Origin of the sequence: Tardiphaga sp. 709 (assembly GCF_032401055.1) — a bacterium.
In the GTDB taxonomy this organism is placed as follows: domain Bacteria; phylum Pseudomonadota; class Alphaproteobacteria; order Rhizobiales; family Xanthobacteraceae; genus Tardiphaga.
The window spans coordinates 1544481-1569790 of sequence record NZ_CP135529.1 but is presented as its reverse complement, the minus strand read 5'-3'; the positions used below and the strand labels follow the sequence as shown (position 1 = coordinate 1569790).

The following is a 25310-nucleotide window of genomic DNA, read 5'->3' as shown; positions in this document are numbered from 1 at the left end:
AGAGCCTCGCTACTGCCCGTAACTTTGCACCAGACTGCCCGCGACCAGCGACCAGCCATCCACCAGCACGAAGAAGATCAGCTTGAACGGCAGTGACACCACCGCCGGTGGCAGCATCATCATGCCCATCGCCATCAAGACCGAGGCGACAACGAGGTCGATGATCAGGAATGGCAGGAACAGCAGGAAGCCGATTTCGAAGGCACGCTTCAGCTCCGAGATCATGAAGGCCGGCACGAGTATCCGCAGCGACATGTCCTCGGGTGTTGCCGGCACCGGTTCACCCGACAGATCCATGAACAGCTTGAGATCCTTCTCGCGTACGTTCTTCTGCATGAAGCCGCGCAGCGGAATGGATGCACGCACCAGGGCTTGTTCGACGGTGATGTCGTTGGAGATCAGCGGCTTGATACCGTCGTCATAGGAACGTTGCAGCACCGGCCCCATCACGAAAGCCGTAAGGAACATCGCCAGCGCGATGATCACCGAGTTCGGCGGAGCCGTCGCGGTACCCAATGCGGTTCGCAACAGCGACAGCACAACCACGATGCGTGTGAATGACGTCATCATGATCAGGATCGACGGTGCGATCGACAGCACCGTCAACAACGCAATCATCTGCACGGCACGTTCGGTGACGCCGCCGCCACCGCCGCCGAGATTGATGCTGATGTCCTGCGCCATCGCGGGACCTGTGAGGGTCCCGGCGGCGATCAGAACTGAAAGGAAAAATACTCTACGCGGGAGGTTCGCCGAACTCACGAACTGGACTTCGGCCGTCCCAGCAGGGAGGCCATCTCGTCTTCGAGATTTTCAAAACCCGATTTGACCGGCGGGACGACTGGCGGCGCCTCCGCACGGGCAGGGCTGGCGATCGAGACTTCCGGCGACCGCGAAGCGGGACGGATCGATGGTGCCTCAGGCGCCACCGACGGAGCGCCGACCCGGGGCTCAGGCGCATCCTGGCGGGTTTCGCCGGCAGGGCGACGCAAGGCTGCTTCGAGGCGCTGCGCCATATCGGCAAGGTTCTGATCGGCAGACGACACGGCGACTGCCGGAGCGGGAGCAGGGACCGGTGCGGGTGGCGCGACGACCGGGGCGGGCGCCGGGGCAGCAACAACCGGAGCGGGCGGTGTCGGTGCTGCTGCGACGGGACGGTCCGGCGTGCGGGGCTGCGGCGTGGTGCGGATCGGCGGATCGGCACGCATCGGGCGCGGCATCATCGGCTCGCTACGTGGCATCTCGGCACGTGGCATTTCACTTCGCGGAATCGGCCGCTGCGGGAAAAGATCGTTGCGTGGCGCCGGTTCGGGGCGCGGCGCAGGCTCCGGCGCGAGGCTGGCGACCGGATCGGGACGACGCTCCGGCAAAGGCGCGGCCGGGCGGCGTGGCTCTTCGATAAAGGAGGGGCGCGCGGGACGCGGCGCCGGCTCCGGCACATGCGGTTCGGAATCGAAGCCGGACTCGTTGCTCTCTGCCCAGCTCGGGGCTTCAGGCAGCGACGGGCCGCGGCTTGCCACATCGGCGGCGAGGCCGCCGCGCTGCGGGGCCTGCTCGCGGCCGGGCATGGCGCGGACGATATTGGGCTCGACGACGATGTCCGACGGGCCGCCGATCATCAGCAAATGTTCGACATTGTCGCGGCGGACCAGCACCAGGCGGCGGCGGCCATCCACGGCGGCGGCGTCGATCACCGCGAGCCGCGGCAAGCGCCCGCGGCTGGTGTTGTTGCCCAGCCGGTTGCCGGCGAATCGGCGCACCAGCCAGGCGGTAAGCCCGATCAGCGCCAGCACGACAACGAAGGCCAAGATAAATTGCACCGATGATTGCATCATAAAGTCCCCAGCCAGACAGGGTGGCTGCAACGTCCACGTCCAGAGCCGGAGGTGTCATACCCCCGCACGCCCCGCACGCAGCGTGAATCACGCCCCATCTGTTAACGCCCCACGGCAGAACCTGCCGTTGGTTAATAATAAACTATGAATCGCTGCAGCCAAAACGACTTCTGCCGCCCCGTCGTATGGCCGATGGGGATGGTTAATCGGCCAATTCAGGCGAAAAAGCGTTGGCAGTTGCGAAAAACGTCAATTTTGCAGCATTCATTTACGGTTCGGTAACAACTACCACCGGAAATTAACTTCGTATTAACCATGCAGGCGGCAAATTCTGCCTAGCTCAGGACACTCCGTCCGGGCAGGGCGGAGAAGGCCGATGGCGATCAGCGACATGCCGATGTTGTCGGCGCTGCGCACCAAGATGCAGTGGCATCAGGAGCGCCAGCGTGTGCTGGCCGAAAATATCTCCAATTCGGACACTCCGAACTTCCGCCCCCGCGATCTCGTGGAACCGAAATTCGACAAGGCCGGGAACACGTCCGTCGCGGCGGGCGGCATGGGCTCGCTGCCGATGATGCGCGCCGCCGGCACCAATATCCTGCCGACCGGAGGCTCGGCCTCTTTCAACCAGAACAGCCGGGTCGGCTACGAGACCCGCCCCGCCGGCAATGCCGTCAATCTGGAAGACGAGATGCTCAAGGTCTCGGCCAACCAGATGGACTATGCCGCGGCAACCTCGCTCTACACCCGCAGCCTCGGTCTGTTGAAGACCGCTATCGGCAAGCGCTGACGCCGCCGCGCGCATAAAGGGAGCTCATCATGGCAGACGATATCAGCGACTTCTCGCGCTCCATGGGCATCGCGACCTCCGGTCTGCGCGCCCAGGCGGGTCGCATGCGGGTGATTTCGGAAAACATCGCCAATGCGCAGTCTACATCACAGAACGCCGGCGGAGACCCCTATCGCCGCAAGGTGCCGACCTTCAAATCCGAGCTGGACCGCTCGCTGGATGCCCGCATCGTCGGCCTCGGCCGCATCAGGCCCGACCAGTCTGCGTTTCCCACGCGCTACGAGCCCGGCAATCCCGCGGCGGATGCCGCCGGCAACGTCAAATACCCCAACGTGAATTCGCTGGTGGAAATGACGGACATGAAGGAAGCGCAGCGCTCCTACGAAGCCAATCTCAACATCATCAGCGCCACGCGCCGGATGATCCAACGCACGCTCGACATCCTCAAGGCCTGAACAGGACAGCTGAACCATGGCAACTCCCTCTGTCGCCGCCAACGCTTACTCGGCTCTCTCGCGCATCATGGACGCCGGTGGTGGCGTCGGTGGCGGTCTCAACAAGGCGGCGGACGCCGGTGGTGGTCAGTCGTTCGGCGCGGTCCTCAAGGACGCGCTGGGCAGCGTGCTCGATTCCGGCCGTAAGTCGGATGCGCAGACCATCGCAATGGCCAACGGCAAGGCCAATGTGATGGACGTGGTCACGGCAGTTGCGGAAACCGACGTCGCCGTTTCGACGCTGGTCTCGGTGCGCGATCGCGTCATCCAGTCCTACGAAGACATCATGAAGATGCCGATCTGATCCTCCTCACCACAAACACCGCGTAACACAAGGATTACTGCAATGACCGGCCCCGAAACTCTCGACGTTGCCCGTGATGCGATCTGGACGATTGTGATCGTGTCCGGTCCGCTGATGGTCGTGGGCCTCTTGGTCGGCGTCGTGGTGTCGCTGGTGCAGGCGCTGACCCAGATCCAGGAACAGTCGCTGGTCTTCGTACCGAAGATTCTCGCGGTCTTTGCCACCATGATGCTGACGCTCCCGTTCATGGGGGACGCATTGTCGAGCTACATGTTGCGGATATCGTCGCGAATCATCGGGGGGTGATGCACAATCCCGTATGCGCATCGATGTCTCGCTTCTGCCCGCTCTCGCCGCTGCCTTCATGCTGGCCTTCGCCCGCATCGGTACGATGGTGATGTTGATGCCGGGCTTTGGCGAAACCAACATTCCCGCACGGGCCAAGCTATCGATCGCATTGGGACTGACCCTTCTCATGCTGCCGGCGCATCGCGGCGCCTATAACGTCGATATGGGATCAATCGTGCCGATGCTGGTTCTGCTGGTGCATGAGATCATCATCGGCGTCGTGCTCGGCGCCACAGCGCGCGTCACGCTGTCGGCGCTGCAGGTCGCCGGATCGATCATCGCACAGCAACTCGGTCTCGGCTTCGTCACCTCGGTGGATCCGACACAGGGTCAGCAGGGCGTGCTGATCGGCAATTTTCTCACGATGCTCGGCATCACGATGCTGTTCGCCACCGATACGCATCACCTTGTGATCGCCGCCATTAATGACAGCTACAAGATTTTCGCGCCCGGCGAGATCATGTCGACGGGCGATGTGGCGAAGCTCGCGACCAATGCCTTCGCGGCGGCGTTCAAGATCGGCACGCAGCTTGCTGCGCCTTTCCTGGTGTTCGGCCTCGTCTTCAACATGGGGCTTGGCGTGCTGGCACGGCTGATGCCGCAGATGCAGGTCTATTTCGTCGGTGTACCGCTTTCGATCATGATCGGATTCCTGATCTTTGCCGTCGTGCTCGCGACCATGATGGGGACCTACCTCGAATACGTCACCGGCGTCATGCAACAAATGATGCCGCGGATATAGGGGCGCGCGGATGGCCGACGACGATTCCGAGAAGACACATGACCCCACGCAAAAAAAGCTCGACGATGCTCACGAACGCGGTGACGTAGCCAAAAGCCAGGAGGTCAATACCTGGTTCCTGCTGGCGGGCGCGACGCTGGTCTTGTCGACCTTCAACGGCTCGGTCGGCGGCGGGCTGCAAACGCCGCTTAAAAACCTTCTGCAAAATTCCTGGATGATACGGACCGACGGGCCCGGACTATTGCTGCTGGCCAAGAGTCTCTGCATGTCCATCTTGTCCACCATGGGCATGCCGATCCTGTTTCTCGTGATCGCCGCGCTTGCCGGCAATCTGATCCAGCACCGGCTGGTGTTCTCCACCGAAGGTCTGGTGCCCAAGTTCAGCAAGCTGTCGCCGATGGAAGGCGCCAAGCGTGTCTTCGGCAAGCAGGCGCTGGCTAATTTCCTTAAGGGGCTGTTCAAGCTTGTGCTGCTCGGCGCCGTGATGTGCGCGGTGCTGTGGCCCGAGCGTTTTCGTCTGGATGCGCTGATCCATATCGATCCGTCGGCGATCCTCGGCATCACCACATCGCTGACACTGCAGCTCATGGGTTCGGTGGTGGCGATGCTCGCCTTCGTCGCCATTGCCGACTTCTTCTTCCAGTACCGCACCTGGTACGAGAAGCTGAAGATGTCGCTGCAGGAAGTGAAGGAAGAATACAAGCAGTCCGAGGGTGACCCCCACATCAAGGGCAAGATCAAGCAGCTGCGTCAGCAAAACATGAAGAAGCGCATGATGGCAGCGGTGCCGAAGGCGTCGGTGATCATCACCAACCCGACGCACTACGCCGTGGCGCTGTCCTATGAGCGCGGCATGACCGCGCCGATCTGCGTGGCCAAAGGCGTCGACAACATCGCGCTGAAGATCAGGGAAGTTGCCGGCAAGCACGACATTCCGATCGTCGAGAACGTGCCGCTGGCGCGCGCGCTTTACGCCACCGTCGAGATCGACGAGGAAATTCCGGGCGAACACTACCATGCGGTGGCCGAAGTCATTGGCTACGTCATGGGCCTGAAGCGCGGCCTGTCCGGGCGCACGCCATGATTCGGGAAAGCGCCTGGCAAAGGGCCGGGCGAGGGGCCGGGAACGTGTTGCAGAATCGGCGGATTGGAAGCGAATAGGCCGACGCGGCGCTTGCGTAAGGCCAGCCGATTGATGCACTCAGGAGGCGCGCAAACCCGCGCTGCCGCAACTGCCAACAGGCGACGAACCGTCCGATGACCGCCGAGACCGACCACGATCGCCAATCGATGACGGCGCAGAATCCGGTTCTGCACGAGCCGGCCCGGCGCAGCGGCAGCATCGTGCTGGTGCTGCTGATTGCCGCCGCGATCATCGCCTGCGCGGTGGCATTCATGACTCTCGGCCGGGCTCAGGCGCAGCCTTATATTCTGGGCCTGCTGGCGCTGCTGGCGATGGTCGGCCTGTTCGTGTTGTTCGCCTTTGCCGCCGGTATTGTCCGCTTTGCCGATCGCACCTCCGACGATCCGATCATGCGCACCGTGGCCGATCACGCCTTTGACGGTATCGCGGTCACCGATGCGCGGGGCCATGTGGTCTATGCCAATGCTGCCTATCTCACATTGACCGGCGCGGCCTCCGCACAGGATGCGCGACCGGTCGAGCGCGTCTTCATCGGTAATCCGGATGTCTCCGAAGCCGTCTTCCGCCTGCTCAAGGCTGCCCGTGAGGGCAAGCGCCAGCAGGAGGAAGTCCGTGTCGCAGCGCCCGACGGCAGCCACGGCCGCTGGCTGCGCATGCGCGTGCGTCCACTGGGTGAGGGCAAGCGCGAGGCCAAATCCACGGTGTGGTCGGTGGCCGATATTTCCCGCGATCGGCAACGCCAGGAAGACGTATTCCAGGAATTGCAGCACGCCATCGAATATCTCGATCACGCGCCTTGCGGCTTCTTCTCGGTCAATCCAAAGGGCGAGCTGGTTTACGTCAACGCCACGTTGGCGAACTGGCTCGATCACGATCTTGCCGAGATCGGCTCCGGCGGTCTGAAGTTGACCGACATCGTCTCTGGTGACGGCGCCTCGTTGCTGACATCCATTGTGCCGATGCCCGGCGAGGTCAAAACCGAAGTCTTCGACATTGACCTGCGCATGCGTAACGGCAAGACCATGCCGGTGCGGCTCTATCACAAGCTCGCTTTCGGCGCCGACGGCGTGCCGGGTGCGTCGCGCACCCTTGTCATCAGCCGCGCCCGCGACGAGCGCTCGGATCCGCAACGCGCCGCCGAAGTGCGCTTCATGCGCTTCTTCGACCATACGCCGATGGCCATTGCGACGGTGGATCGCGACGGCACCGTGGTGCGCGGCAATGCCCGTTTCGCCAAGCTGGCGCAGAGCCTCAACACATCCGGCGCGGTCAACAAGTCGATCCTCGCCGCCGTCAGCGACCGCGACCGCAACCAGCTCGTCGCGGCCATCGGCCACGCCGCCCAGGGGCAGGGCGATATCCCGCCGGTGGAAGCGCTGCTGGAAGGTGCCAAGGAGCGCTGGGGACAGTTCTTTGTCACCGCTGTGGAGGAGAACGAGCGCGAGACCGAAGCGGCCATCGTCTACATGCTGGAGACCACCGAGCGCCGCACGCTCGAGAACCAGGTCAACCAGGCCCAGAAGATGGACACCATCGGCCAGTTGGCCGGCGGCATCGCGCATGACTTCAACAACGTGCTCTCCGCCATCATGATGGCCAACGACTTCCTGCTGAACGCGCACAAGCCGACCGATCCGTCGTTCCAGGACATCATGCAGATCAAGCAGAACGCGACGCGCGCGGCGACACTGGTGCGCCAGTTGCTCGCATTCTCGCGCCGCCAGACGCTGCGCCCGACGGTGCTCAATCTTGGCGATGCGCTGTCCGATATCGATCTGCTGCTGAAGCGCCTGATCGGCGAGAAGGTCAAACTCGAAGTCGTGCACGGCCGCGATCTGTGGCCGGTGAAGGTCGACATCTCGCAATTCGAGCAGGTGATCGTGAATCTCGCGGTCAATGCGCGCGACGCGATGCCGGACGGCGGCGCGTTGACTGTGCGCACCGTCAACGTCTCGGCCGAGGAAGCCGGGCGACTGTCCTATAAGGGCATGCCGCCATCGGACTATGTGCGTATCGATGTCAGCGATACCGGCACTGGCATTCCCGCCGATATCGTCGAGAAGATCTTCGAGCCGTTCTTCTCCACCAAGGATGTCGGCAAGGGCACCGGCCTCGGCCTCTCCACGGTCTACGGCATCGTCAAGCAGACCGGCGGTTTCGTTTATGTCGACTCCGAGCCGGGCAAAGGCACCACGTTCCGCATCTTCCTGCCGCGCCATCATCAGGAAAAAGAAGTTGCTCCCGACCCGGCGATCGCGGCCGCCGTCGCCGCCAAGGAAGCCGCTGCCGACGCCAAGCCGCGCGCGGACCTGACCGGCCAGGGCACCATCCTGCTGGTCGAAGATGAAGAAGGCCTGCGTGCGCTGAACGCCCGCGGTCTGCGCTCGCGCGGTTATACGGTGGTCGAAGCCGGCAACGGTGTCGAAGCGATGGAGCTGTTCGACGAGCAGAACGGCGCCATCGATCTCGTGGTCTCCGACGTGGTGATGCCGGAGATGGATGGACCGACGCTGCTGAAGGAGATGCGCGCCCGCAATGCGGATATTCGCATTATCTTCGTGTCAGGTTACGCCGAAGAAGCCTTCGAAAAGAGCCTGCCTGAAAACCAGCAATTCGCCTTCCTGGCCAAGCCGTTCGCCCTGAGCGCGCTGATCGCCAAGGTCAAGGAAACCATGGCACCGTCGTGAACCGCATTGGGTGAAAGTGTAGGATGGGTAGAGCGAAGGCGCGCAAGCGCCGAAGCGAAACCCATCGATCTGGCGGTTAAAATGATGGGTTTCGCTCCGCTCTACCCATCCTACGGCCAGTCGCCAAAACGCCTTGGTTCGACCATGCACCAAACTTCGCAATGCAGCATAAGTATTTGAATGCAAGGTGACTTCTACGCCAAAGGTTCAATGGCGAGCCGCGACCGAGGGCCGCAGCGTTTACCCTCGAACGGTGCTTCCCTTTTAGGCTGGGGTAGCCATGTTAGGGGTGTTTTCCCCCTGCCGGGGATTGAGGGAATGACCATGACTTTCACGTTCAGCATGCGCGGCGTCGTCAAGACGATGGCCGTCGTCCTTTCGCTGGCGATGCCGCTCACCATTGCAATCTCCTCTGCCGACGCCCGCGTTGGCGGTGGCAGCAGCTCGGGCTCGCGCGGCAACCGCACGTTCTCGGCCCCGCCGAGCACATCGACGGCGCCTAACGCGGCTCAGCCGTTCAACCGCACCATGCAACAGCCAGGTTCGCCGGGCATGAACAGCGCGACCACGGGCGCAGCCAGCAAGGGCGGTTTCTTCAACCGTCCGGGCATGGGCATGCTCGGCGGCCTTGCTGCCGGCTTCCTCGGCGCAGGCCTGCTCGGCATGCTGTTCGGCGGTGGTCTGTTCAGCGGCCTCGGCGGTATCTCGTCGATCATCGGCCTGCTGCTGCAGGTCGGCCTGATCATCATCGTTGTCCGCCTCGCGATGTCCTGGTGGCAGCGTCGTAACCAGACGGCGTCCGCCTATGCCGGTCCGGCCAGCTCGACCTATACGGGTCCGGGCAATGGTCCCGACCAGAACCAGGCGCACATGAACCAGGCGCAGCAGGGTTATGGCGCACAGCCGACCCAGCGCAGTGGTCTCGGTGGCTTTGGTTTCGGCGGCGGCTCCAATGACAAGCCGATCGAGATCGCGCCGCAGGATTATGAAGCTTTCGAGAAGCTGCTCAGCGACGTGCAGGCCGCCTGGTCGAACGAGGATGTCGAGAAGCTCGGCAAACTGTCGACGCCTGAGATGGTGTCGTACTTCGCCAAGGACCTCGCCGAGAACAAGGCCCGCAACGACATCAACAAGGTGTCGGATGTGAAGCTGCTGCAGGGTGACCTCGCGGAAGCTTGGCGCGAAGGTGACACCGACTATGCGAGCGTCGCGATGCGCTTCTCGCTGGTCGACAAGACGCTGGAGCGTGGCACCAACCGTCTGGTAGCTGGCAGCGAAACGCCGATCGAAGCGACCGAGATCTGGACATTCGTGCGTCCGCGCGGCGCCGATTGGGAACTGTCGGCGATCCAGCAGGCGTAAGCCTTGGCGTCATCGAAATCTACCGAGCGCCGCGGATCATTCCGCGGCGCTTTTTTGTTGGCCCTATGCATGTGCATTGCCAGGTGATGATCTCAATATGAGAGCGGGAATAATCCGCCGGATGACGTGTTGGTCAGTTGCGTCCCATCGCGACTGGCGTTGCGTGGTTACAAAAACAAATTGGAGGAATCGATGCCCACTATTCTCTCGACCATGACCCGTCTCGGCCTATGCGCCGGTGCTGCTGCCGTCTGGCTCGCAGCAGCGTCGCCATCGTTCGCGCAGGGCGCGGATACCAGCTTCTTCGTCACCAGCAATGGCATCGGCAATGGCGGCAATCTCGGTGGCCTCGCCGGCGCCGACAATCATTGCCAGACGCTGGCGCAGGCTGCAGGCGCGGGCGCCAAGACCTGGCGCGCTTATCTCTCGACGCAGGCGGCCGACGGCAAGCCCGCGATCAATGCCAAGGACCGGATCGGCAACGGCCCATGGAAGAATGCCAAGGGCGTCGTCGTTGCCAAGGATGTTGCCGACTTGCATGGCGCCAGCAACAACCTCTCCAAGCAGACCTCGCTCAGCGAGAAGGGCGAGGTCATCAACGGCCGCGGCGATACGCCGAATCGCCATGACGTGCTGACCGGCTCGCAGGCCGACGGCACAGCCTTTGCCGCTGGTGAGGATCGCACCTGCAAGAACTGGACGAGCAGCACCCAGGGGGCCGCCATGGTCGGCCATATCGATCGTACGGGGTTGAACGAAGAGCCGCCGTCCAAGTCATGGAACACCTCGCATCCGTCGCGCGGCCCCGACGGCGGTTGCTCGCAGAACGACCTGAAGAGCACCGGCGGCGACGGGCTGCTGTACTGCTTCGCGTCGAATTGAGTTCTGTTGCGGTAGACGAGCAGCAATACACTCCGCCATGGCCGGGCCTGTCCCGGCCATGGCGCGTTTTGTGGCGATAGTTGGACGACGGTGCGGAGTTCTCGCCGGACCAGCGCGGCGAACGAATTCCGCGGTGAGCAGTTACCCTGGCACTCCTGACGCGACATTTGGCGAGGTTCTGCATGCGATATGAGCTGTACTACTGGCCGACGATTCAGGGCCGCGGCGAATTCGTGCGCCTGGCGCTCGAAGATGCCGGCGCGGATTACCGTGACATGGCGCGCGGCAAGGGCGGCATGGCCGCAATGACCAGGATGCTCGACAGTAAGAAGGGCATTCCGCCATTTGCACCGCCATTCCTCAAGGCGGGCACTATGGTGATCGGCCAGACAGCAAACATCCTGTTCTATCTCGGCCCACGTCACGGTCTGGCGCCGAAGTCGGAAGCGGCGCGCCTGCAACTGCACGAGCTGCAGCTCACGATCACCGATTTCGTGGCCGAGGTGCACGATACCCATCACCCGATCGGCGTGTCGCTCTATTACGAGGATCAGAAAGGCCCGGCCAAAAAGCGCAGTGCTGAATTCCTGAAAGAGCGTGTGCCGAAATATCTCGGCTATTTCGAGCGGATATTGAAGGCCAGCGACGGCGCCTATGTCACCGGCCGCAAGGCGACCTATGTCGATCTGTCCCTGTTCCAGATCGTTGAAGGACTGCGCTACGCATTTCCGAAACGCATGACAAAATTCGAGCGGGAGATTCCACGCCTGATCGATTTGCATGACCGCGTGGCGGCTCGCCCGAACATCAAGGCCTATCTCGACAGCGACCGCCGCATTGCCTTCAACAAGGACGGCATCTTCCGGCACTACAAGGCGCTGGACAAGTAGCGCTGCGCAGCTCGTGTGGCGGGGTTACCAAAGCCCCGGACACAGACGATAGCGGACGCGCGTCGTATAGTTGGTGTAGCCGGGGAGACCGTCCCGCAAGGTACGCTCTTCGGCCGCCGTACGCCATGCGAGCAGCACGGCCAGGATCAGCGTCAGCGCGGCACTCCACCACGAGCCAAGCCAGAGGGATGTGCCGAGAAAAAACAGGATGGCGCCGCTATACATGGGGTGACGCACGAGATGATAGGGGCCGGTATCGACGACGCGCTGGCCGCGGTCGCGTTGAAGCTTGATGACCGGTGCGGCGAAACTGTTTTCGCGCAGTACCCAGAATGAGATTGCCATTCCCGTGAGCGCGAGTGCCGTGCCCGCGACCTGGACGCCAACGGTCATTTGCGATAGGCTGAAGCGTTGATCCAGTCCTGCAACGATCAGCCAGACCAGTGCCACGGTAAAGAACGCCACCATGAAGACGCGGTCCGCAGTGGGCTGCCCCTGCTGTACGATGGGGCGCATGCGTTCTTCAAATAGTGCGGGATCGATCTGGATCAGCCACAGGCCGCCGCCAAGGCCAAGCAGGATCATGAAGAGCAGAAATGACCACGCCGCCGGCCATTGCCAGGTCCCGGCGGCGGTGAACAACACGGCGCCAATCACGCCGAACCAGACCAGCGTACGTATCACGAGGCGAACGATCATCTCGGGCCTCCTTCGGCCCGCATCCGATACCAGATTCGCGGCAGTGATGGGGCAGGCCTCGCGTCAACGCGACCGGCGGCTGGTCTCTGTCCGACGGTGCCGCGTTATGCGAGCTGATCGATCCGGGTGCCCTGGCCGGGCGGCAGCGCTGCGCGCGGTGGGGGCGGCGCGGTGCGGCTGTCGTTGTCGTCGTTCTTCTTCGGCTCCGGCGGTTTTGCCTCGATCGGCTTCACCTCAGCGACCGGTGGTGCGCTGCTGACGCTTGAAACGCTCATTACAAATTCCCTGTTTCCAACTCTTGCAGTCGGACAATGGGGTGTGCGCCAACAAGGAGTTGGTAAATCAGGCGCTGCAATTTGCGGCAATCGGTGTGGATCGGAAACGGTGGTAAACGGCCGCTCTAGGATTTCACAACAATTGAAGCGAAATCCTCACTCGTCCTTGCCGCGCGAGATCGTGATATTCGCGGAGGTCTTGCTGCGGGTGCAGCGCAGATCGAGCCGACGATAGCGGAGCTTCACGTCATCGCCGCGGAAAATCCCCATGCGGCCGAGACATCGCGTGGTGCCCTTCACCGTATCCGGCTTGGGGATCGTGAAGATGACGGCGGCTGCACTCGCGACGAGATCGGTGAAGGCCGGCGCCGGTTTGCGGGCCGCGGACGCCGCATAGAGCTCGTTGCTGAAATTGCGGCTGGCGCAGCCAAGCCGCAATTGCTTCGCCGCCGGATGCGACAGGTAGATCACATTGGCAGCGGTGCGTCCGACGCTGAGCCCGTCGATCTGGCTTTTGAGCTGACGCGCGAGATCGTCGCAGCGGTCGGCGCGGGCAGGTGAGGCGACAAGGGTCACGGTGGCGAGCAGTGCCACAGCCGAAAAAATGCCGCGCAGGCGGTCGATGGACATTCCAGAATTCTCCTCAATCCCCGGCCGCACTGAAACGCGGGACGCCACTTTATGCAAGGCGCGGCGGGCGCAGCCGGTTACTGTTGGATCAAGGGGATTATCCCCGCGATTGCGGGCCTGCCCCCCTGTTTTGAACCCTTCAAAACTGTCTGGAAACCGCCTACAAGGGCCTCAAATTCCCCCCTTTTTGAGGCCCCACCCATGAACGCTCCCACCGCTTTCCCTGATCCGAAGCCCGTCCCGCGCTACAAGCACACCCCGCTGTTTCCGCTGGGCGCGGACACCACGCCCTACAAGAAGGTCACCACCGAGGGTGTGCGGGTCGAGAAGGTGCTGGGCAGGGACATGCTGGTGGTGTCGCGGGATGCGCTGAAGGCGCTCTCGGAGGCGGCGTTCGGCGACATCAACCACTATCTGCGCCCCGGCCATCTGCAGCAGCTGCGCAATATCCTGGACGACAGCGAAGCCAGCCCGAATGACAAGTTCGTGGCCTTCGACTTCCTGAAGAACGCCAATATCGCTGCCGGCGGCGTGCTGCCGATGTGCCAGGACACCGGTACGGCGATCATCATGGGCAAGAAGGGCTGCAACGTCATCACCGATGGCGACGATGAGGCTGCTTTGAGCGAAGGCGCCCGCGATGCCTATCTGCGCCGCAACCTGCGCTATTCGCAGGTCGCGCCGCTGACCATGTATGAAGAGAAGAACACGGCCAACAACATGCCGGCGCAGTGCGAGATCTATGCCGAGGGCGATGACGCCTACAAGTTCATGTTCATGGCCAAGGGCGGTGGCTCCGCCAACAAGAGCTTCCTGTTCCAGGCCACGCCGTCCGTTCTGACCAAGGACCGTCTGCTGGCGTTCCTGAAGGAAAAGATCATGACGTTGGGCACCGCCGCGTGTCCTCCGTATCACCTCGCCATTGTCATCGGCGGTACCTCGGCCGAGCTGTGCATGAAGACGGTGAAGCTCGCTTCCGCGCGTTATCTCGACGCGCTCCCCACGCAAGGCTCGCCGGACGGCAACGCCTTCCGCGATCTCGAGATGGAGCAGGAAATCCTCAAGATGACGCAGTCGTCCGGCGTCGGCGCGCAGTTCGGCGGCAAGTATTTCTGCCACGATGTTCGCGTCATCCGCCTGCCGCGCCACGGCGCGTCGCTGCCGATCGGCCTCGGCGTGTCGTGTTCGGCGGATCGTCAGGTGCTCGGCAAGATCACCAGGGACGGCGTCTATCTCGAAGAGCTCGAGCATAACCCGGCGCAGTATCTGCCGCAGGTGGAGCAGGCGCTCGGCGGCGAGGTCGTGAAGATCGACCTGAATCAGCCGATGAAAGACATTCTGGCGACGCTGTCGAACTACCCAACCAAGACGCGCCTGTCGCTGACCGGCACCATGATCGTCGCGCGCGACTCGGCGCATGCCAAGCTGCGCGATCGCCTCGAGAAGGGCGAGCCGCTGCCGGATTACTTCAAGAACCACCCGGTCTATTACGCGGGCCCCGCCAAGACCCCGGAAGGCTATGCCTCCGGCGCGTTCGGCCCGACCACGGCCGGCCGGATGGATTCCTTCGTCGATCAGTTCCAGGCCGCCGGTGGCTCCATGGTGATGGTTGCCAAGGGCAACCGTGCGGTCGCCGTGCGCGAAGCATGCAAGAAGCATGGCGGCTTCTATCTCGGCTCGATCGGCGGCTCGGCAGCGAACCTCGCCGAACACTGCATCAAGAAAGTCGAGGTGGTCGAATATCCCGAACTCGGCATGGAAGCGATCTGGCGCATCGACGTCGTGGATTTCCCGGCCTTCATCATTATCGATGACAAGGGCAACGACTTCTTCAAGGAATTGAACCTCGGCTAAGACTGAGCGCGCCCGATGATCGCTATCGGGCTCGATGGCTTCAGCAAAGGCTGGGTAGCCGTCACACTCGACGGCGACCACCGCTCCATCGATTTTATCAGCGACATTTCCTGGCTCACGACGCAGCACTTTACCCGCGCTGCGATCGATATTCCCATCGGTCTCGGCGACGATGGCGTGCGTGCCTGCGATCAGCTCGCCCGCAAGAAACTCAGCCCGCATGGCTCACGTGTCTTTTCCGGTGGGCGGCGCTGGCTGTGGCAGGACTTCAGCGATCCCGATCTTGCCAATGCTGAAGCCGACAAACGTGGGCAGAAGAAGGTCTCGCGCCAGCTTTGGCATCTCGGGTCGAAGATCATGGAGGTCGATGGCTTCGTGCGGGAGCACCGTGACCGCGACATTCGCGAAGCGCATCCCGAACTCGTCTTTCTCCGCCTGAACGACAATCAACCGCTGCCGTCCAAACACACTGAGGAGGGGCTCGTGCTGCGTCGTCATCTGCTGATGGCGAATGGTTTCAGCGATCTCGACGACTGGTTGACCGTCAGGCGAGCGCGCACCGGCGCAAAGCGGGATGATGTGCTCGATGCCTGCGCGGTGGCGCTGGCCGCACGCGATTGCGCGGGCTGTCTGCCGGAAGGTAATGCACCGCGCGATGCGCTGGGCGTGCCACAGCAAATCTGGTTCTAACTCAACTGCAATTCGTAACCTGGCTTGAACACAGCCGTCGCCACCAGCCGCGCACGCCGTCGTGGCTCTCCACCAGTGCCCAGAAGCCGCTGCAGGCGAGAACGCGCTTAGGGCCGCCGTCGGCGCTGATCTCGCTGCCACCTTCGCCTTTGGCCGGTGTCCATTGCGCGTCCACATACGGCGCCTGAAACAGCCCGCCCATCCGTGTGTCGCCATTGGCATATTGCGCGCCGACCTTGCTGGCCGCGACCCAGCCGCGGCCGCCATAGGGCTTTGGATGATTGTGCGGATAGCTGCTCTCGTCTTCGTATTCCTTGCCGGGCGGCTTTGCGCCTTCGATCAGGAACCAGCCATCCTTGAAGCCGATGATGGAAAATTCCGTCAGCCAGCCTCCGTCAGGCACGTTCTCGCCTTTGCTCTTGAATTTGTAGGGCGGCGGCAGCGTGCCAAGCACCCTGGCCTTCGCCGATGGCCCGGCGCGTACGTTCAATCCGTTCGGATCCCGGTCTTTCGACCAGCCACGGATATCGCAGGGAATTGCGCCATCCGGCAGCGTGCCGCGCGCCTTCAGCAATTCAACGTGGAGTTCGCGATATTCCGCATCGTCATGCGCGGCGCTCAGTACACGCGGGATGTTGCTGTTCAGTGTGACGTCACGCGGGCGCAGCTCGGCTGACAGGGTGGTCAGCTTGCCGTCGCTGCGCGCGAGTTTTGCGACCAGCATCTCACCGGCATCGAATGCGCTTGCCGCCGTCTTCGGATCGTTGGCACCGGCTGGATAGGTCGCGATATATCCGACCGGCGCCTGCGGATCGGACATGTCGACATGAAACGCCTGACCGGCCACGCGGTCCGGCGGCACGAAGGCACGGGCGCTTGTAAACCATGCCGGTGTCTCCGGCGGCGGCGTCACGGGTTGCGCAAAGGCGGTGCCGGCGGTGAAGAGGCCGGCGATCAGGATGGCGATTCGGGTCATGGTTCTGTGTCGCGGCACCGGCGATTTGGTTCGACAAAACGCGACTCAGGCTTGCAGCAACCACGCTGAATTTCGGTCTGTGAGCGGGACTCGATTCTCCGGGGACTCGCAAGGATGTGGACGAAAAAGAAAAGCGGTGACGACTCAGGCGGCGCTGTTCCAATAGCGATCAGACTGCAGACGAATTCGAGGCCGCGCCATGTTGGATGCTCTGAAGCTGAATGTGACGGTGGTGACGTTGTTGGCCGCGGCCAGTGCCGTCAACGGGATCATGTTTTATCAGTATCTGTGACGAATTGTTCACATCGGCATGCGGCGTCTCCGCGGCCTGCTTTTGTGTTGAACCTTTTCGCCGGCCAGGCGCCTCACCCCAGGGGCGGCTAACCGGAGCGTAACAGGTGAACAAATTTCATCTGGTCGTTGTTACTGCATGTGTGCTTGCAAGTCCGACCGCAGTCCGCGCCCAATCCATCATCCACTCCGAACAGACCCGCACCACGTTGGCATCATCCATCGATGCGACCGGCCGCACGACACTCACGGCCTCCGTGACGAGCGAAGGCGGCGGCGGTGTCCCCGGCGGCATTGTCCGCTTTGTCGATGAGACGACGCTCACTGTGCTTGGCTGGGTCGATGTGGCCCATCCCTCGCTGGTGGTCCAGCGACTGCCGCCGGGTCCGCATCGCTTCCGCGCGGACTATATGGGTACGTCGAATTATCTGCCTGTCGTAGTGCAGCCGAGCCGGTCGGCGGTGGTGGTCGAGATCATACGGGGCACGCCGGCCGTGGCGGTGTCGTCGTCCGAGAATCCTTGTCCGTCTGGAGCGGTGGTCACGTTGACAGCCGCGATTGCCAGCCGTGACGGCGTTCCGAAAGGTGCCGTGACGTTTCGTGATGGTGAGCAGATTCTCGCAGCCCATGTCGGCCTCGACCGCGCCGGCATGGCGTCATTCACCACCTCGGCGCTGGCGGATGGCGCGCGCTGGATCACGGCCGAGTATGAAGGGGACGCCGTGCACGCTCCCGCGGCCTCGGCGCGGCTGACGGTAGATGTCGGTGTGCAGCATCTACGAAGTTCGCTGCTGCGAGCCGGCGACTAGGCGCCCATCTGCGGCGCCGTCGCTGCAGCTGCGCGCAGCTTGCGGCTGACGATCACCCGCAACACGACATACTGGATCGCGAAGGCCAGCACCTTGGCGCCAATGGCTACGACCGACACATAGAACGCCCACAGTTTCATATCGCCGGTCATGGCCACAGCGATGACGCCGGCGCCAAGCGCGAACATCAGCGCGGCCCAGGCATAACCCGCAGCGGTCACATATTCAGGGATCGTCTCGCTGACGATGGGTGGCAGGTAGCGCAGCATCCAGCCCTTGCGCAGCATGATCGCGCCGATGGCGAAATGTCCAATGCTGGGTTTGGCCAGCACGAAGCGTGGATCCTTGGTCAGCAACGTCGCGCCGCCGAGCACGACCACCAGCGCGAGACTGGCGTAGGTCATGATGTCAAGCTTCTGACCCTTGACGCGGGCGTAGACGAACTGTGCGATGGCACCGGCAATCGCCACGCAGGTTGCCAGCAGGACGTCGCCGGTGACGAGGTAGAGTACCAGGAAGACGATGGTGGAGAAGAAATCCTGGCCAAGTTTGGCGAATACGTCCTTCATCGCAGTGCTCCCGGTCGAGATGGTCAGGCGTAGATTTGCAGGCGAAGTGGATCAGGGCTTCAGCGGCTCTGCCGGCTTCGCAGCGCCGTATTTTGCGCGGCGATATTGCGGATACCATTTGGTGAAGGCAACGGCGGAATTGCGCGCGGCAAAGGCGATCGCGAAGCCGATCCACAGCGGCAGCGAGGGCATGTAGATCATCAGCATGTCCGCGATCAGCATCAGCACGAAGGCGCCGGTCCAGGCCCAGGTGATGATGTAATTTGCCTTCATGAAGCCCGGCAGCTTCGAGGTCTCGACATCCACATGCTCACGGGCATATTGCAGCGTGAAGGGAAAACGGAACGTCAGCGACAGCAGCGCGATGGCAAGCACGCCGCCATCGACGGCGAGGCGTACAGCGATCGGGCTCCAGTTGCCATCGACCAGTGTGATGTAGCAGCCCAGCGCGCTGAAGATCAGCACCGAGCCTGCCGCCAGCATCTTCAGCGAGCCGCCGCGGATCACGTCCCAGGCGACGATGCCGAGCGACAGTGCCGCTGCGGCGAACAGGCTGATCGCAATCGACGTCACCATCATCAGCATGGCGAAAGCACCGAACGGGGCAATGATGAGAAAGGACGCCATGGCGTTTCCAGCTCGGGTTTATGTCGTTTGGGCTTCGTTCGTTAGGTCGTCGCGTCGCTGCTCATCATCCTGCGATCATATGTCTTGCTGTGAGAGCGGGCAGACATTGCCGACCGGCATGAAAACGTCATGAGAGGCCGAGGCGGCCGCGCCGGATGGTTCGATGCCGACGAGCGTGGTCCCGGTCACAACTAGCACGAGGGCCAGGCTGCCCCAGCTTGCTGCCCGGGTCATCATGTCCGGCCTGCGATATGCGGTTCGTGCGAGAACGAACTGTGTCGCAGCGCCTGCGATGGCGACGGCAGTTGCGATCAGCACGTCTCCCGCGATCGCGAAGGTCGTGAAGAAGGTGATGGTGGACAGGAAGCCGATGGCCAGCTTGGCGAGGACGTTGATCATGGCGTGGTTCCGCGCACTTGTTGTCGAGTGAGACTTTTATCGTTGTGCTTCAGGAGGCGGTGGCAGCTGCGCCGATCATGAGAAAGGATGCTAGGCTGCTTCCCCGCCGTTCCATCTTTACGATGTCAAGATTTCTTTTAAGTCCTGCCAGCGGGCTCGTCAACAGAAATCTTTACACTGTCAAAATTATGTGAATCGTGATCTTTAATTGTCATTGGATCAATGGTTTAGAAGGAATCAACCCAGTTGCCATGAAAGCCCGCCGGTACCCGGTGACAGAGCTGAACGAGAGCAATCGGCCCCGCGGCGACATCGGTGGCATTGAACACTGCCAGATCGCTGCGGTTCTGCCGGGCTCGCCACACCACCGCGAGCAGCCAGCCATCGCCTTCGGCTGCATCCTTGCCGCGCGCGACGAAGACCGGCTCGGAGATGCTGTCGCCGAGTGGCAGCATATATTGGCCGAGCCTGACGCCGTCACGCCAGACATGTGTGATCCCGGAAAAGGCCTTGCTGGCGCCCGGTGCCGGATTATCGCAGGCGTACCAGCCTTGCGTACTGACGAGGCCGGAGCGGCGCTCGTCGATGCGCGGGAATTCGCCGGTGACGTCGTCGAGATAGGTGCGGGTGAAGCGATCGGTATTGGCCGATAGATCGAAGATCCAGCGACACAGTCGCGCATTGGATTTCGCAGGATCTGTCGGCGAGCCGTCGGGATGCGTGAACAGCGGCGCCTCTTCGGACTGCATCACATCCGCGATGATGCGGTCGCCGTCCTCCCACGCATTCATCACATGGAAGACGTAGCAGGCCTCGGCGCGAAACCACTTGATATCATCCGCGCTGCCGCCGCGCTTCATCACGCCGACGTAAGAACCCTTGTCCGGCTCCCAGGCATAGGGCGGGCGGCCCGACCGCGCACGATCCATGCTGCCGGTGATGGGCAGGATAGGAAACAACAGGTAATTCTCGGTGACGATGAAGTCATGCACCATGCTGGCATAGGGCGCATCGAAACGTTCGAAACGCGTCACGATACCCGATGAATCGATCGCGCCGAACGAGATCGTGGGACTGAAGATTCCCCGTGCATTATAGCCGAAGAAATTCATCTCTCCGGTAACGGGATCGATCTTCGGATGCGCGGTGAACGGCCCGCCGATACGTCCGCTATAGTTCTGATAGCCGAGCGTCTTCAGCGTGCCCGGTTCGATCTCGGTTGGTGCATGGCCTTCCTCCAGCGCGAGCAGGCGGCCGGCATGAAAGACGATGTTGGTATTAGCTGCACCTGAGTCATTGCCAAGTGAAGCCGGGGCATCCGGCATTTTCTGGCCGAAGCCGCGATAGAGCGCGCGGCCGGCATCGTGCTCGGCGAGAAATTTCGGCGTGTGGATCCAGCGATTGCGATAGCTCGCGCGGCCGTTCTCGATGTGAAAGGCATGCAACATGCCGTCGCCGACAAACCAGTGCGAGCCTTTCGTCTCGAATTGAGGATTGGGGCCGTTGCGGTAGAGCGTGCCGTTGAGCTCACGCGGCAATTCGCCGACGACTGTCAGGAACGGCGCGTCGCACTCCATCGGGATCGGCGCAAGATTGTCATGAGCAGCCTCGACCGGGTCCAGCAGCGCCATCGTCGTCTCCCATGCTGTTATCTTTACGTTGTCTAGATTGCTAGATGTGAGCGGCCGGCCCGTCAAGCAAAATCTTTACAGTGTAAAAATGACGACCTATAACATGACCATGACGAAGCAGACCAAGACCGCGAAACCGCGCGCCGTGCCGCAAGACCGCCGCAAGAAGGTCGCAGGAAATTCGCAAGCCAAGGGCGCGGCCAAAAAAACCGCCGGCGCCGAATCTCCCTATCATCACGGGGACTTGCACGGCGCGCTGCTGAAAGCTGCGGAGATCGTGCTGGAGCGCGATGGACTATCTGGCCTGACGCTGCGCGCCGTCGCCCGCGAAGCCGGCGTCTCGCACGCCGCTCCGACGCATCACTTCGGTGATCTCACTGGCCTCGTCAGCGAACTCGCTGCCATCGGCTTTCGCAACTTCAACGCCACAATGACTGCGGCTGGTGCGAGTGGCACGACGCCGCTCGAAAGCGCGCTCGCCCGCGCGAAGGCCTATCTCGCTTATGCCCGTGCGCAGCCCGGCATGTATCAACTGATGTTCCGCACCGAGCGGCTCGACATGACCCGGCCGAATCTGCGTGAAGCAGCCAATGCATCCTTCGCCGGTCTTGCCAGCGTGGTCGGCGCACATCATCCGGGCAATGTCGCCACCGATGCGCTGACCATCGAGCAGGCCGCGCAGATCGCGCGGACGTGGTCGCTGGTGCATGGTTTCACCATGCTGACCCTCGACGGCCGTCTCACTGACATCCTGCGCCGCTTGCCTGATGGCACCGACGCAGAGAAGCTGTTCGTCGAGATGCTGAAGATCACCGTCGCCAGGGTGATGGAGGCGCCGAAGTAGCGAAACTTTTCGCGTGGCTTTGTTTGCGGTCGCTATCGCTGTCCGTCATGCACCGAGATATCGGATGCTGCCAGCCCGCCAATACGTGCATGCGGCCTTCCGCCGGTGGCCATCACCAGGCCGAAGGCGATCTCGTCGCGGCGCGGGCCGTCCCAGATGGTCATTTCAGCAGTACTGAAATGACTGCGGACATAGGCCGCTTCGATATGGCCCAGCGGGATCATCAGTCGTGTGCCGATCCCGCCTATGGTCTTCGCGGCCGGCACGATGGCTTTGGGCTGGCCGAGAATCTCGCGCATCGCCCAGCCGCCGGCTTCATGCCACACCGCCGCGTGCTCAAGCTCGCCGTCGTCGCCCACGATCATGCCCTTGCCGTAAGCTTCGATGCGTTCTTTGCCGCCGAGGGCCTGAACGAGTTCGGCCGCAAGTGTGCGTCCAAGTTCACGTAGTTCAGCCTGGAAGGCCATCAAGTCGGGCTCGTAGCGACCAGCAAAAGGATTGCGGATAATCGCCAGTGCAGTGCCGACGCGAAGCGGTTGTGCCAGGCGCGGCCCGCGTTCGTGCCAGATCGTCTCGACGGAAATCTGGGTCTTGCGAATGTCATAGGATGTCATGGCTGACCAGTCCGTGTTTTGCGAGCGTTGCGAGGGAGCCGTCCGCTGACTATTCGTCGATGACGGGATTGCTGAGGATGCCGAGTTTCTCGATCTCGACTTCGACGATGTCGCCAGCCTTCAGGAAGATCGGAGGCTTGCGCGTAAAGCCGACGCCGGCAGGCGTTCCCGTTGCAATGACGTCACCCGGGACGAGGTCGAAGATTTCCGATGCGTAGTTGATCAGCCGGGGAATCGAGAAGATCAAAAAGGATGTGTCCGAGGATTGGACGACGTCACCATTCACGCGGGTTTCGAGCTTGAGCTTGGTGGGGTCCGGCAATTCATCGGTGGTCACCAGCCACGGGCCGAACGGTCCGGTGCCGACGAAATTCTTGCCGGCCGCGATCTGCTGCGCGTGTCGCTGATAATCGCGGACGCTGACGTCGTTGTAGATCGAATAGCCCGCGACGTGGTTCATCGCCTCGCTTTCGGGAATATGGCGGCCGCCTTTGCCGATCACGACGGCGAGCTCACCTTCCCAGTCCAGATGCGTGGAGACTTTCGGCCGGATCACCGGCTGGTTGTGGCCAACCTGCGAGCGCCAGACCCGCAGAAAGATCGGTGGGAATTCGGTGATCTGGCGGTCCATGCCATGAGCCACCGCTTCCTTGTGGTGGTCGAGATAGTTGCGCACCGCGCAGACGATCTTTTCGGGGCGGGGGATCACGGGCAGGTAGCTGATGTCCGAGAGCTTCAGGTCCGGCTTGTGTCCGTCAACGATCTGGTCGCGTTTGGCGAAGTCGGGGCTGGCGATGAAATCGGCGAGCGTCGGATAGTGCGGGAGCGCCTTGCCGAGATCGACGATCGCGTCGTTGACGACGGCTCCCCAGCTCTCGCGCTGCTGATGGCTGAAAGACAAGAGCTTCATGATGAGGCCTTTCTGTTTAATCCCGGATATCGAAATTTCGTAAGTTTATTATATTTTCGAAAATAAAGCCTGACAAGAGGGTTGACGGCGCCTGCGGAGACTTTCCAGGCGGGATGTTGGGGACGCCGTCTGTTTTTTCGCCGGAAAGGCGGCGATCCCGTCTCAGGATTCGGTCAGCAGATGAGACGCGTATTTCACGACATTGTCGGAGGTGCTGCGGATGTGCTGGTCTATCAAGGACGTCGCGAGATTTGTATCGCGGGCAATCGCGGCCTGCATGATGGCGCGATGTTCACCGACCTTGTCGCGTGGTTGCGGGCGAAACATGGCGGACAGGTTTCGATAGCGTTCGGCGCGCTCGAACAACGAAGCCCGAATGCCGAACAAGGTCGGGGAGCGCCCGCACGACACCAGTGCCTCGTGAAACTGGCGGTGAGCGATCTGCCATTCCGGGTTCTCGACGTGATTACCGGGAAGCCTTTCCTCAATGCGTCCCAGCCTGTGCAGGGTCGACATAACCGCTATTTCCCAGTCATCTCCGCCATTTGTGATGGAGCGGCTGAGTAGTTCGATCTCGATCAGGATCCGGGTCTGGGTGATGTCGATCAGGTCGTCGCTCGTAACGGGCGCCACGCGAAAGCCACGCTGCTCCTCGGCAACGACCAAGCCGTCCGCCGTCAGCGAGGTCAGCGCCTCGCGCAGGGTCGTGAAGCTTGCGCCGAAAGCGAGCTTCAAGGCATCGAATTTTAGCGGTTCGCCAGGTTTGAGCCGGCAGGCGACGATATCCTGACGCAGTCGGTGCGTGATATCGACAGCGAGTGTTTTGCCGAATTCTTTGCGCGATTTGACGGCCGAAGCAGTCATGTAATGGACCTCGGATTCCGCCGGCTGATGGCGCCGGCTGGTTGCAGAATGCCGGCGCATGACCGCTATTGCAATAATTTTCGTAATAGGACATATTTTCGAAAATAACTTCTGCAGGGTGGATTCATGAAGGCTGTGCTGGTTCATCGTCCCGGTGGTCCCGACTCGCTCGATTATGTCGATGTCGCCATTCCGGCTCCGGGCCCGAAAGAGGTGCAGATCAAGGCTGAGGCTTTTGGCGTCGGCCAGCCGGACGCCTTGATCCGGCGCGGCGTTTACAAGTGGATGCCGCCACTGCCGGCCAATCCGGGGAATGATGTCGCCGGGCGCATCTCCGCAGTCGGTCACGGTGTTGTCGGCATCTCGGTCGGGCAGAAGGTTTTGCTGAGCGCCCGGGATCTGTCACAGCGCGGCGGCTGTTACGCCGAATATGTGGTGGCGCCGGCCGATGCCATCCATCTGTTGCCTGATGCCGTCGATCTTCAGGACGCCGTCTGTCTCGCCAACTATCAGGTGGCCTGGGCGCTGCTGCATGAATGCGGTGGGCACAATCCCGCAGGCAGTGTGCTTGTGATCGGTGCTGCTGGCGGCGTCGGCACGTCGATCGTGCAATTGGCGAAGCTGGCAGGCATGACGGTGATCGGTACGGTCAGCACCGCCGAAAAAGCCCGGTTCGCCAAATCCAACGGCGTCGACCACGTGATCTTCTATCGTGACGAGGACGTCGTCGCGCGGACGCGCGAATTGACCGGGGCGAGCGGCGTCGGCCTTGTGCTCGACCATGTTTGCGGTCCCGAATTCGTCTCCTATCTCGGCGTGCTCGGCAAATGGGGGACGCTGGTCTCCTACAACGCCTTCGCCGGCCTTCCCGAAGAAAACCTGATGGGAGAGATGCGGAAGTATCTCGACGTCTGTCCGGCCGTGCGCTGCTTCTCCTTTCACATCTACGACCATGACCGCGATGCGCGCCGCGCCATCATGGGGAAGTTGATCTCGCTGCTTGGGCGCGGGGAGATCAAGCCCGCTATCTCCGCGCGGCTGAAATTATCCGAGGTCCGGCAGGCGCACACGTTGCTGGAGTCCGGGGGCGCGCTCGGCAAGATCATCATGACCCCGTAGGCGAACGGCTATCGGTCTGGAACGAGATACG

The 25310-nt window shown here is 62.1% G+C and carries 28 protein-coding genes; 15 read left to right on the top strand and 13 right to left on the bottom strand.

Annotation, left to right across the window (positions count from 1 at the left end; all coding sequences use genetic code 11):
* Positions 1 to 9: 9 nt before the first annotated feature.
* The gene (fliP, locus tag RSO67_RS08065; RefSeq protein ID WP_116662912.1) at positions 10 to 762 is read right to left on the bottom strand and encodes a flagellar type III secretion system pore protein FliP; all 753 of its coding nucleotides are present in this window, start codon (positions 760 to 762) and stop codon (positions 10 to 12) included.
* Positions 759 to 1835, bottom strand: coding sequence for a flagellar biosynthetic protein FliO (locus tag RSO67_RS08060; RefSeq protein ID WP_315843061.1), 1077 nt, complete (start codon positions 1833 to 1835; stop codon positions 759 to 761). Before RSO67_RS08060 ends, fliP begins: the two co-directional genes overlap by 4 nt.
* A 376-nt stretch (positions 1836 to 2211) precedes the next feature.
* Here RSO67_RS08060 and flgB point away from each other — a divergent pair, with 376 nt between their 5' ends.
* The 10 genes from flgB (at position 2212) to RSO67_RS08010 (ending at position 11478) form a co-directional block, all read left to right on the top strand.
* Positions 2212 to 2625: a flagellar basal body rod protein FlgB gene (gene flgB, locus RSO67_RS08055; RefSeq protein ID WP_315843060.1), complete on the top strand. Its 414-nt coding sequence runs from the start codon at positions 2212 to 2214 to the stop codon at positions 2623 to 2625.
* Between the two features lie 29 nt (positions 2626 to 2654).
* Positions 2655 to 3080, top strand: coding sequence for a flagellar basal body rod protein FlgC (flgC, locus tag RSO67_RS08050; protein ID WP_068735664.1), 426 nt, complete (start codon positions 2655 to 2657; stop codon positions 3078 to 3080).
* Between the two features lie 16 nt (positions 3081 to 3096).
* Positions 3097 to 3423, top strand: coding sequence for a flagellar hook-basal body complex protein FliE (gene fliE / locus RSO67_RS08045; protein ID WP_068735666.1), 327 nt, complete (start codon positions 3097 to 3099; stop codon positions 3421 to 3423).
* Between the two features lie 42 nt (positions 3424 to 3465).
* Positions 3466 to 3729: a flagellar biosynthesis protein FliQ gene (gene fliQ, locus RSO67_RS08040; protein WP_068735669.1), complete on the top strand. Its 264-nt coding sequence runs from the start codon at positions 3466 to 3468 to the stop codon at positions 3727 to 3729.
* A gap of 13 nt (positions 3730 to 3742) precedes the next feature.
* On the top strand, positions 3743 to 4513 hold the full coding sequence (gene fliR / locus RSO67_RS08035; protein WP_068735671.1) for a flagellar biosynthetic protein FliR: 771 nt from the start codon (positions 3743 to 3745) through the stop codon (positions 4511 to 4513).
* 10 nt (positions 4514 to 4523) lie between these two features.
* Positions 4524 to 5597 carry a flagellar biosynthesis protein FlhB gene (gene flhB, locus RSO67_RS08030; protein WP_315843059.1) on the top strand — a complete coding sequence of 358 codons (1074 nt, stop codon included), beginning with the start codon at positions 4524 to 4526 and terminating at the stop codon, positions 5595 to 5597.
* A gap of 173 nt (positions 5598 to 5770) precedes the next feature.
* The gene (gene cckA / locus RSO67_RS08025) at positions 5771 to 8344 is read left to right on the top strand and encodes a cell cycle histidine kinase CckA (RefSeq protein WP_315843058.1); all 2574 of its coding nucleotides are present in this window, start codon (positions 5771 to 5773) and stop codon (positions 8342 to 8344) included.
* A 324-nt stretch (positions 8345 to 8668) separates the two neighbouring features.
* Positions 8669 to 9706, top strand: a complete 1038-nt coding sequence (locus tag RSO67_RS08020) for a Tim44 domain-containing protein (protein ID WP_315844201.1) — start codon at positions 8669 to 8671, stop codon at positions 9704 to 9706.
* A gap of 192 nt (positions 9707 to 9898) precedes the next feature.
* Positions 9899 to 10588: a lectin gene (locus tag RSO67_RS08015; protein WP_410001822.1), complete on the top strand. Its 690-nt coding sequence runs from the start codon at positions 9899 to 9901 to the stop codon at positions 10586 to 10588.
* Positions 10589 to 10770: 182 nt separating this feature from the next.
* Positions 10771 to 11478 carry a glutathione S-transferase gene (locus RSO67_RS08010; protein WP_315843057.1) on the top strand — a complete coding sequence of 236 codons (708 nt, stop codon included), beginning with the start codon at positions 10771 to 10773 and terminating at the stop codon, positions 11476 to 11478.
* Positions 11479 to 11502: 24 nt separating this feature from the next.
* Here the strand turns inward: RSO67_RS08010 and RSO67_RS08005 are convergent, their stop codons facing one another.
* The 3 genes from RSO67_RS08005 to RSO67_RS07995 form a co-directional block, all read right to left on the bottom strand.
* A complete protein-coding gene (locus RSO67_RS08005; RefSeq protein ID WP_315843056.1) occupies positions 11503 to 12177 on the bottom strand; it encodes an isoprenylcysteine carboxylmethyltransferase family protein in 675 nt (224 codons plus the stop codon).
* A 104-nt stretch (positions 12178 to 12281) separates the two neighbouring features.
* On the bottom strand, positions 12282 to 12452 hold the full coding sequence (locus RSO67_RS08000) for a hypothetical protein (protein WP_170849544.1): 171 nt from the start codon (positions 12450 to 12452) through the stop codon (positions 12282 to 12284).
* A gap of 156 nt (positions 12453 to 12608) precedes the next feature.
* On the bottom strand, positions 12609 to 13082 hold the full coding sequence (locus RSO67_RS07995; protein WP_315843055.1) for a hypothetical protein: 474 nt from the start codon (positions 13080 to 13082) through the stop codon (positions 12609 to 12611).
* 201 nt (positions 13083 to 13283) lie between these two features.
* Here RSO67_RS07995 and RSO67_RS07990 point away from each other — a divergent pair, with 201 nt between their 5' ends.
* Positions 13284 to 14936 carry a fumarate hydratase gene (locus RSO67_RS07990; protein ID WP_315843054.1) on the top strand — a complete coding sequence of 551 codons (1653 nt, stop codon included), beginning with the start codon at positions 13284 to 13286 and terminating at the stop codon, positions 14934 to 14936.
* Between the two features lie 15 nt (positions 14937 to 14951).
* Entirely contained in the window at positions 14952 to 15626 is a 675-nt protein-coding gene (locus RSO67_RS07985) for a DUF429 domain-containing protein (RefSeq protein ID WP_315843053.1), read from the top strand.
* 1 nt (position 15627) lies between these two features.
* Here the strand turns inward: RSO67_RS07985 and RSO67_RS07980 are convergent, their stop codons facing one another.
* Positions 15628 to 16602 (bottom strand): SH3 domain-containing protein, encoded by a 975-nt coding sequence (locus tag RSO67_RS07980; RefSeq protein ID WP_315843052.1) that lies wholly within the window; start codon positions 16600 to 16602, stop codon positions 15628 to 15630.
* A gap of 398 nt (positions 16603 to 17000) precedes the next feature.
* On the opposite strand from RSO67_RS07980, the gene RSO67_RS07975 reads away from it, so the two are divergent.
* Positions 17001 to 17702, top strand: a complete 702-nt coding sequence (locus RSO67_RS07975) for an Ig-like domain-containing protein (protein WP_315843051.1) — start codon at positions 17001 to 17003, stop codon at positions 17700 to 17702.
* On the opposite strand, the gene RSO67_RS07970 is transcribed toward RSO67_RS07975, so the two are convergent.
* From RSO67_RS07970 to RSO67_RS07955, 4 genes are all read right to left on the bottom strand, one after another.
* Positions 17699 to 18271 carry an inner membrane-spanning protein YciB gene (locus RSO67_RS07970; RefSeq protein WP_315843050.1) on the bottom strand — a complete coding sequence of 191 codons (573 nt, stop codon included), beginning with the start codon at positions 18269 to 18271 and terminating at the stop codon, positions 17699 to 17701. The two genes, RSO67_RS07975 and RSO67_RS07970, sit on opposite strands and share 4 nt — an antisense overlap.
* 51 nt (positions 18272 to 18322) lie before the next feature.
* On the bottom strand, positions 18323 to 18898 hold the full coding sequence (locus RSO67_RS07965) for a hypothetical protein (RefSeq protein WP_315843049.1): 576 nt from the start codon (positions 18896 to 18898) through the stop codon (positions 18323 to 18325).
* Positions 18899 to 18973: 75 nt separating this feature from the next.
* Positions 18974 to 19297, bottom strand: coding sequence for a hypothetical protein (locus RSO67_RS07960; protein ID WP_315843048.1), 324 nt, complete (start codon positions 19295 to 19297; stop codon positions 18974 to 18976).
* Positions 19298 to 19524: 227 nt separating this feature from the next.
* Positions 19525 to 20928: a carotenoid oxygenase family protein gene (locus RSO67_RS07955; protein WP_315843047.1), complete on the bottom strand. Its 1404-nt coding sequence runs from the start codon at positions 20926 to 20928 to the stop codon at positions 19525 to 19527.
* A gap of 103 nt (positions 20929 to 21031) precedes the next feature.
* On the opposite strand from RSO67_RS07955, the gene RSO67_RS07950 reads away from it, so the two are divergent.
* On the top strand, positions 21032 to 21772 hold the full coding sequence (locus tag RSO67_RS07950) for a TetR/AcrR family transcriptional regulator (protein ID WP_410001821.1): 741 nt from the start codon (positions 21032 to 21034) through the stop codon (positions 21770 to 21772).
* A gap of 32 nt (positions 21773 to 21804) precedes the next feature.
* Here the strand turns inward: RSO67_RS07950 and RSO67_RS07945 are convergent, their stop codons facing one another.
* From RSO67_RS07945 to RSO67_RS07935, 3 genes are all read right to left on the bottom strand, one after another.
* On the bottom strand, positions 21805 to 22386 hold the full coding sequence (locus RSO67_RS07945) for an amino acid synthesis family protein (RefSeq protein WP_315843046.1): 582 nt from the start codon (positions 22384 to 22386) through the stop codon (positions 21805 to 21807).
* Positions 22387 to 22435: 49 nt separating this feature from the next.
* The gene (locus RSO67_RS07940; RefSeq protein WP_315843045.1) at positions 22436 to 23296 is read right to left on the bottom strand and encodes a fumarylacetoacetate hydrolase family protein; all 861 of its coding nucleotides are present in this window, start codon (positions 23294 to 23296) and stop codon (positions 22436 to 22438) included.
* A gap of 162 nt (positions 23297 to 23458) precedes the next feature.
* Positions 23459 to 24307, bottom strand: a complete 849-nt coding sequence (locus RSO67_RS07935; protein WP_315843044.1) for a GntR family transcriptional regulator — start codon at positions 24305 to 24307, stop codon at positions 23459 to 23461.
* On the opposite strand from RSO67_RS07935, the gene RSO67_RS07930 reads away from it, so the two are divergent.
* Complete coding sequence (locus RSO67_RS07930; RefSeq protein WP_315843043.1) at positions 24287 to 25279, top strand: zinc-dependent alcohol dehydrogenase family protein; 993 nt, start codon at positions 24287 to 24289, stop codon at positions 25277 to 25279. The genes RSO67_RS07935 and RSO67_RS07930 overlap by 21 nt on opposite strands.
* The last annotated feature ends 31 nt before the right edge of the window (positions 25280 to 25310 follow it).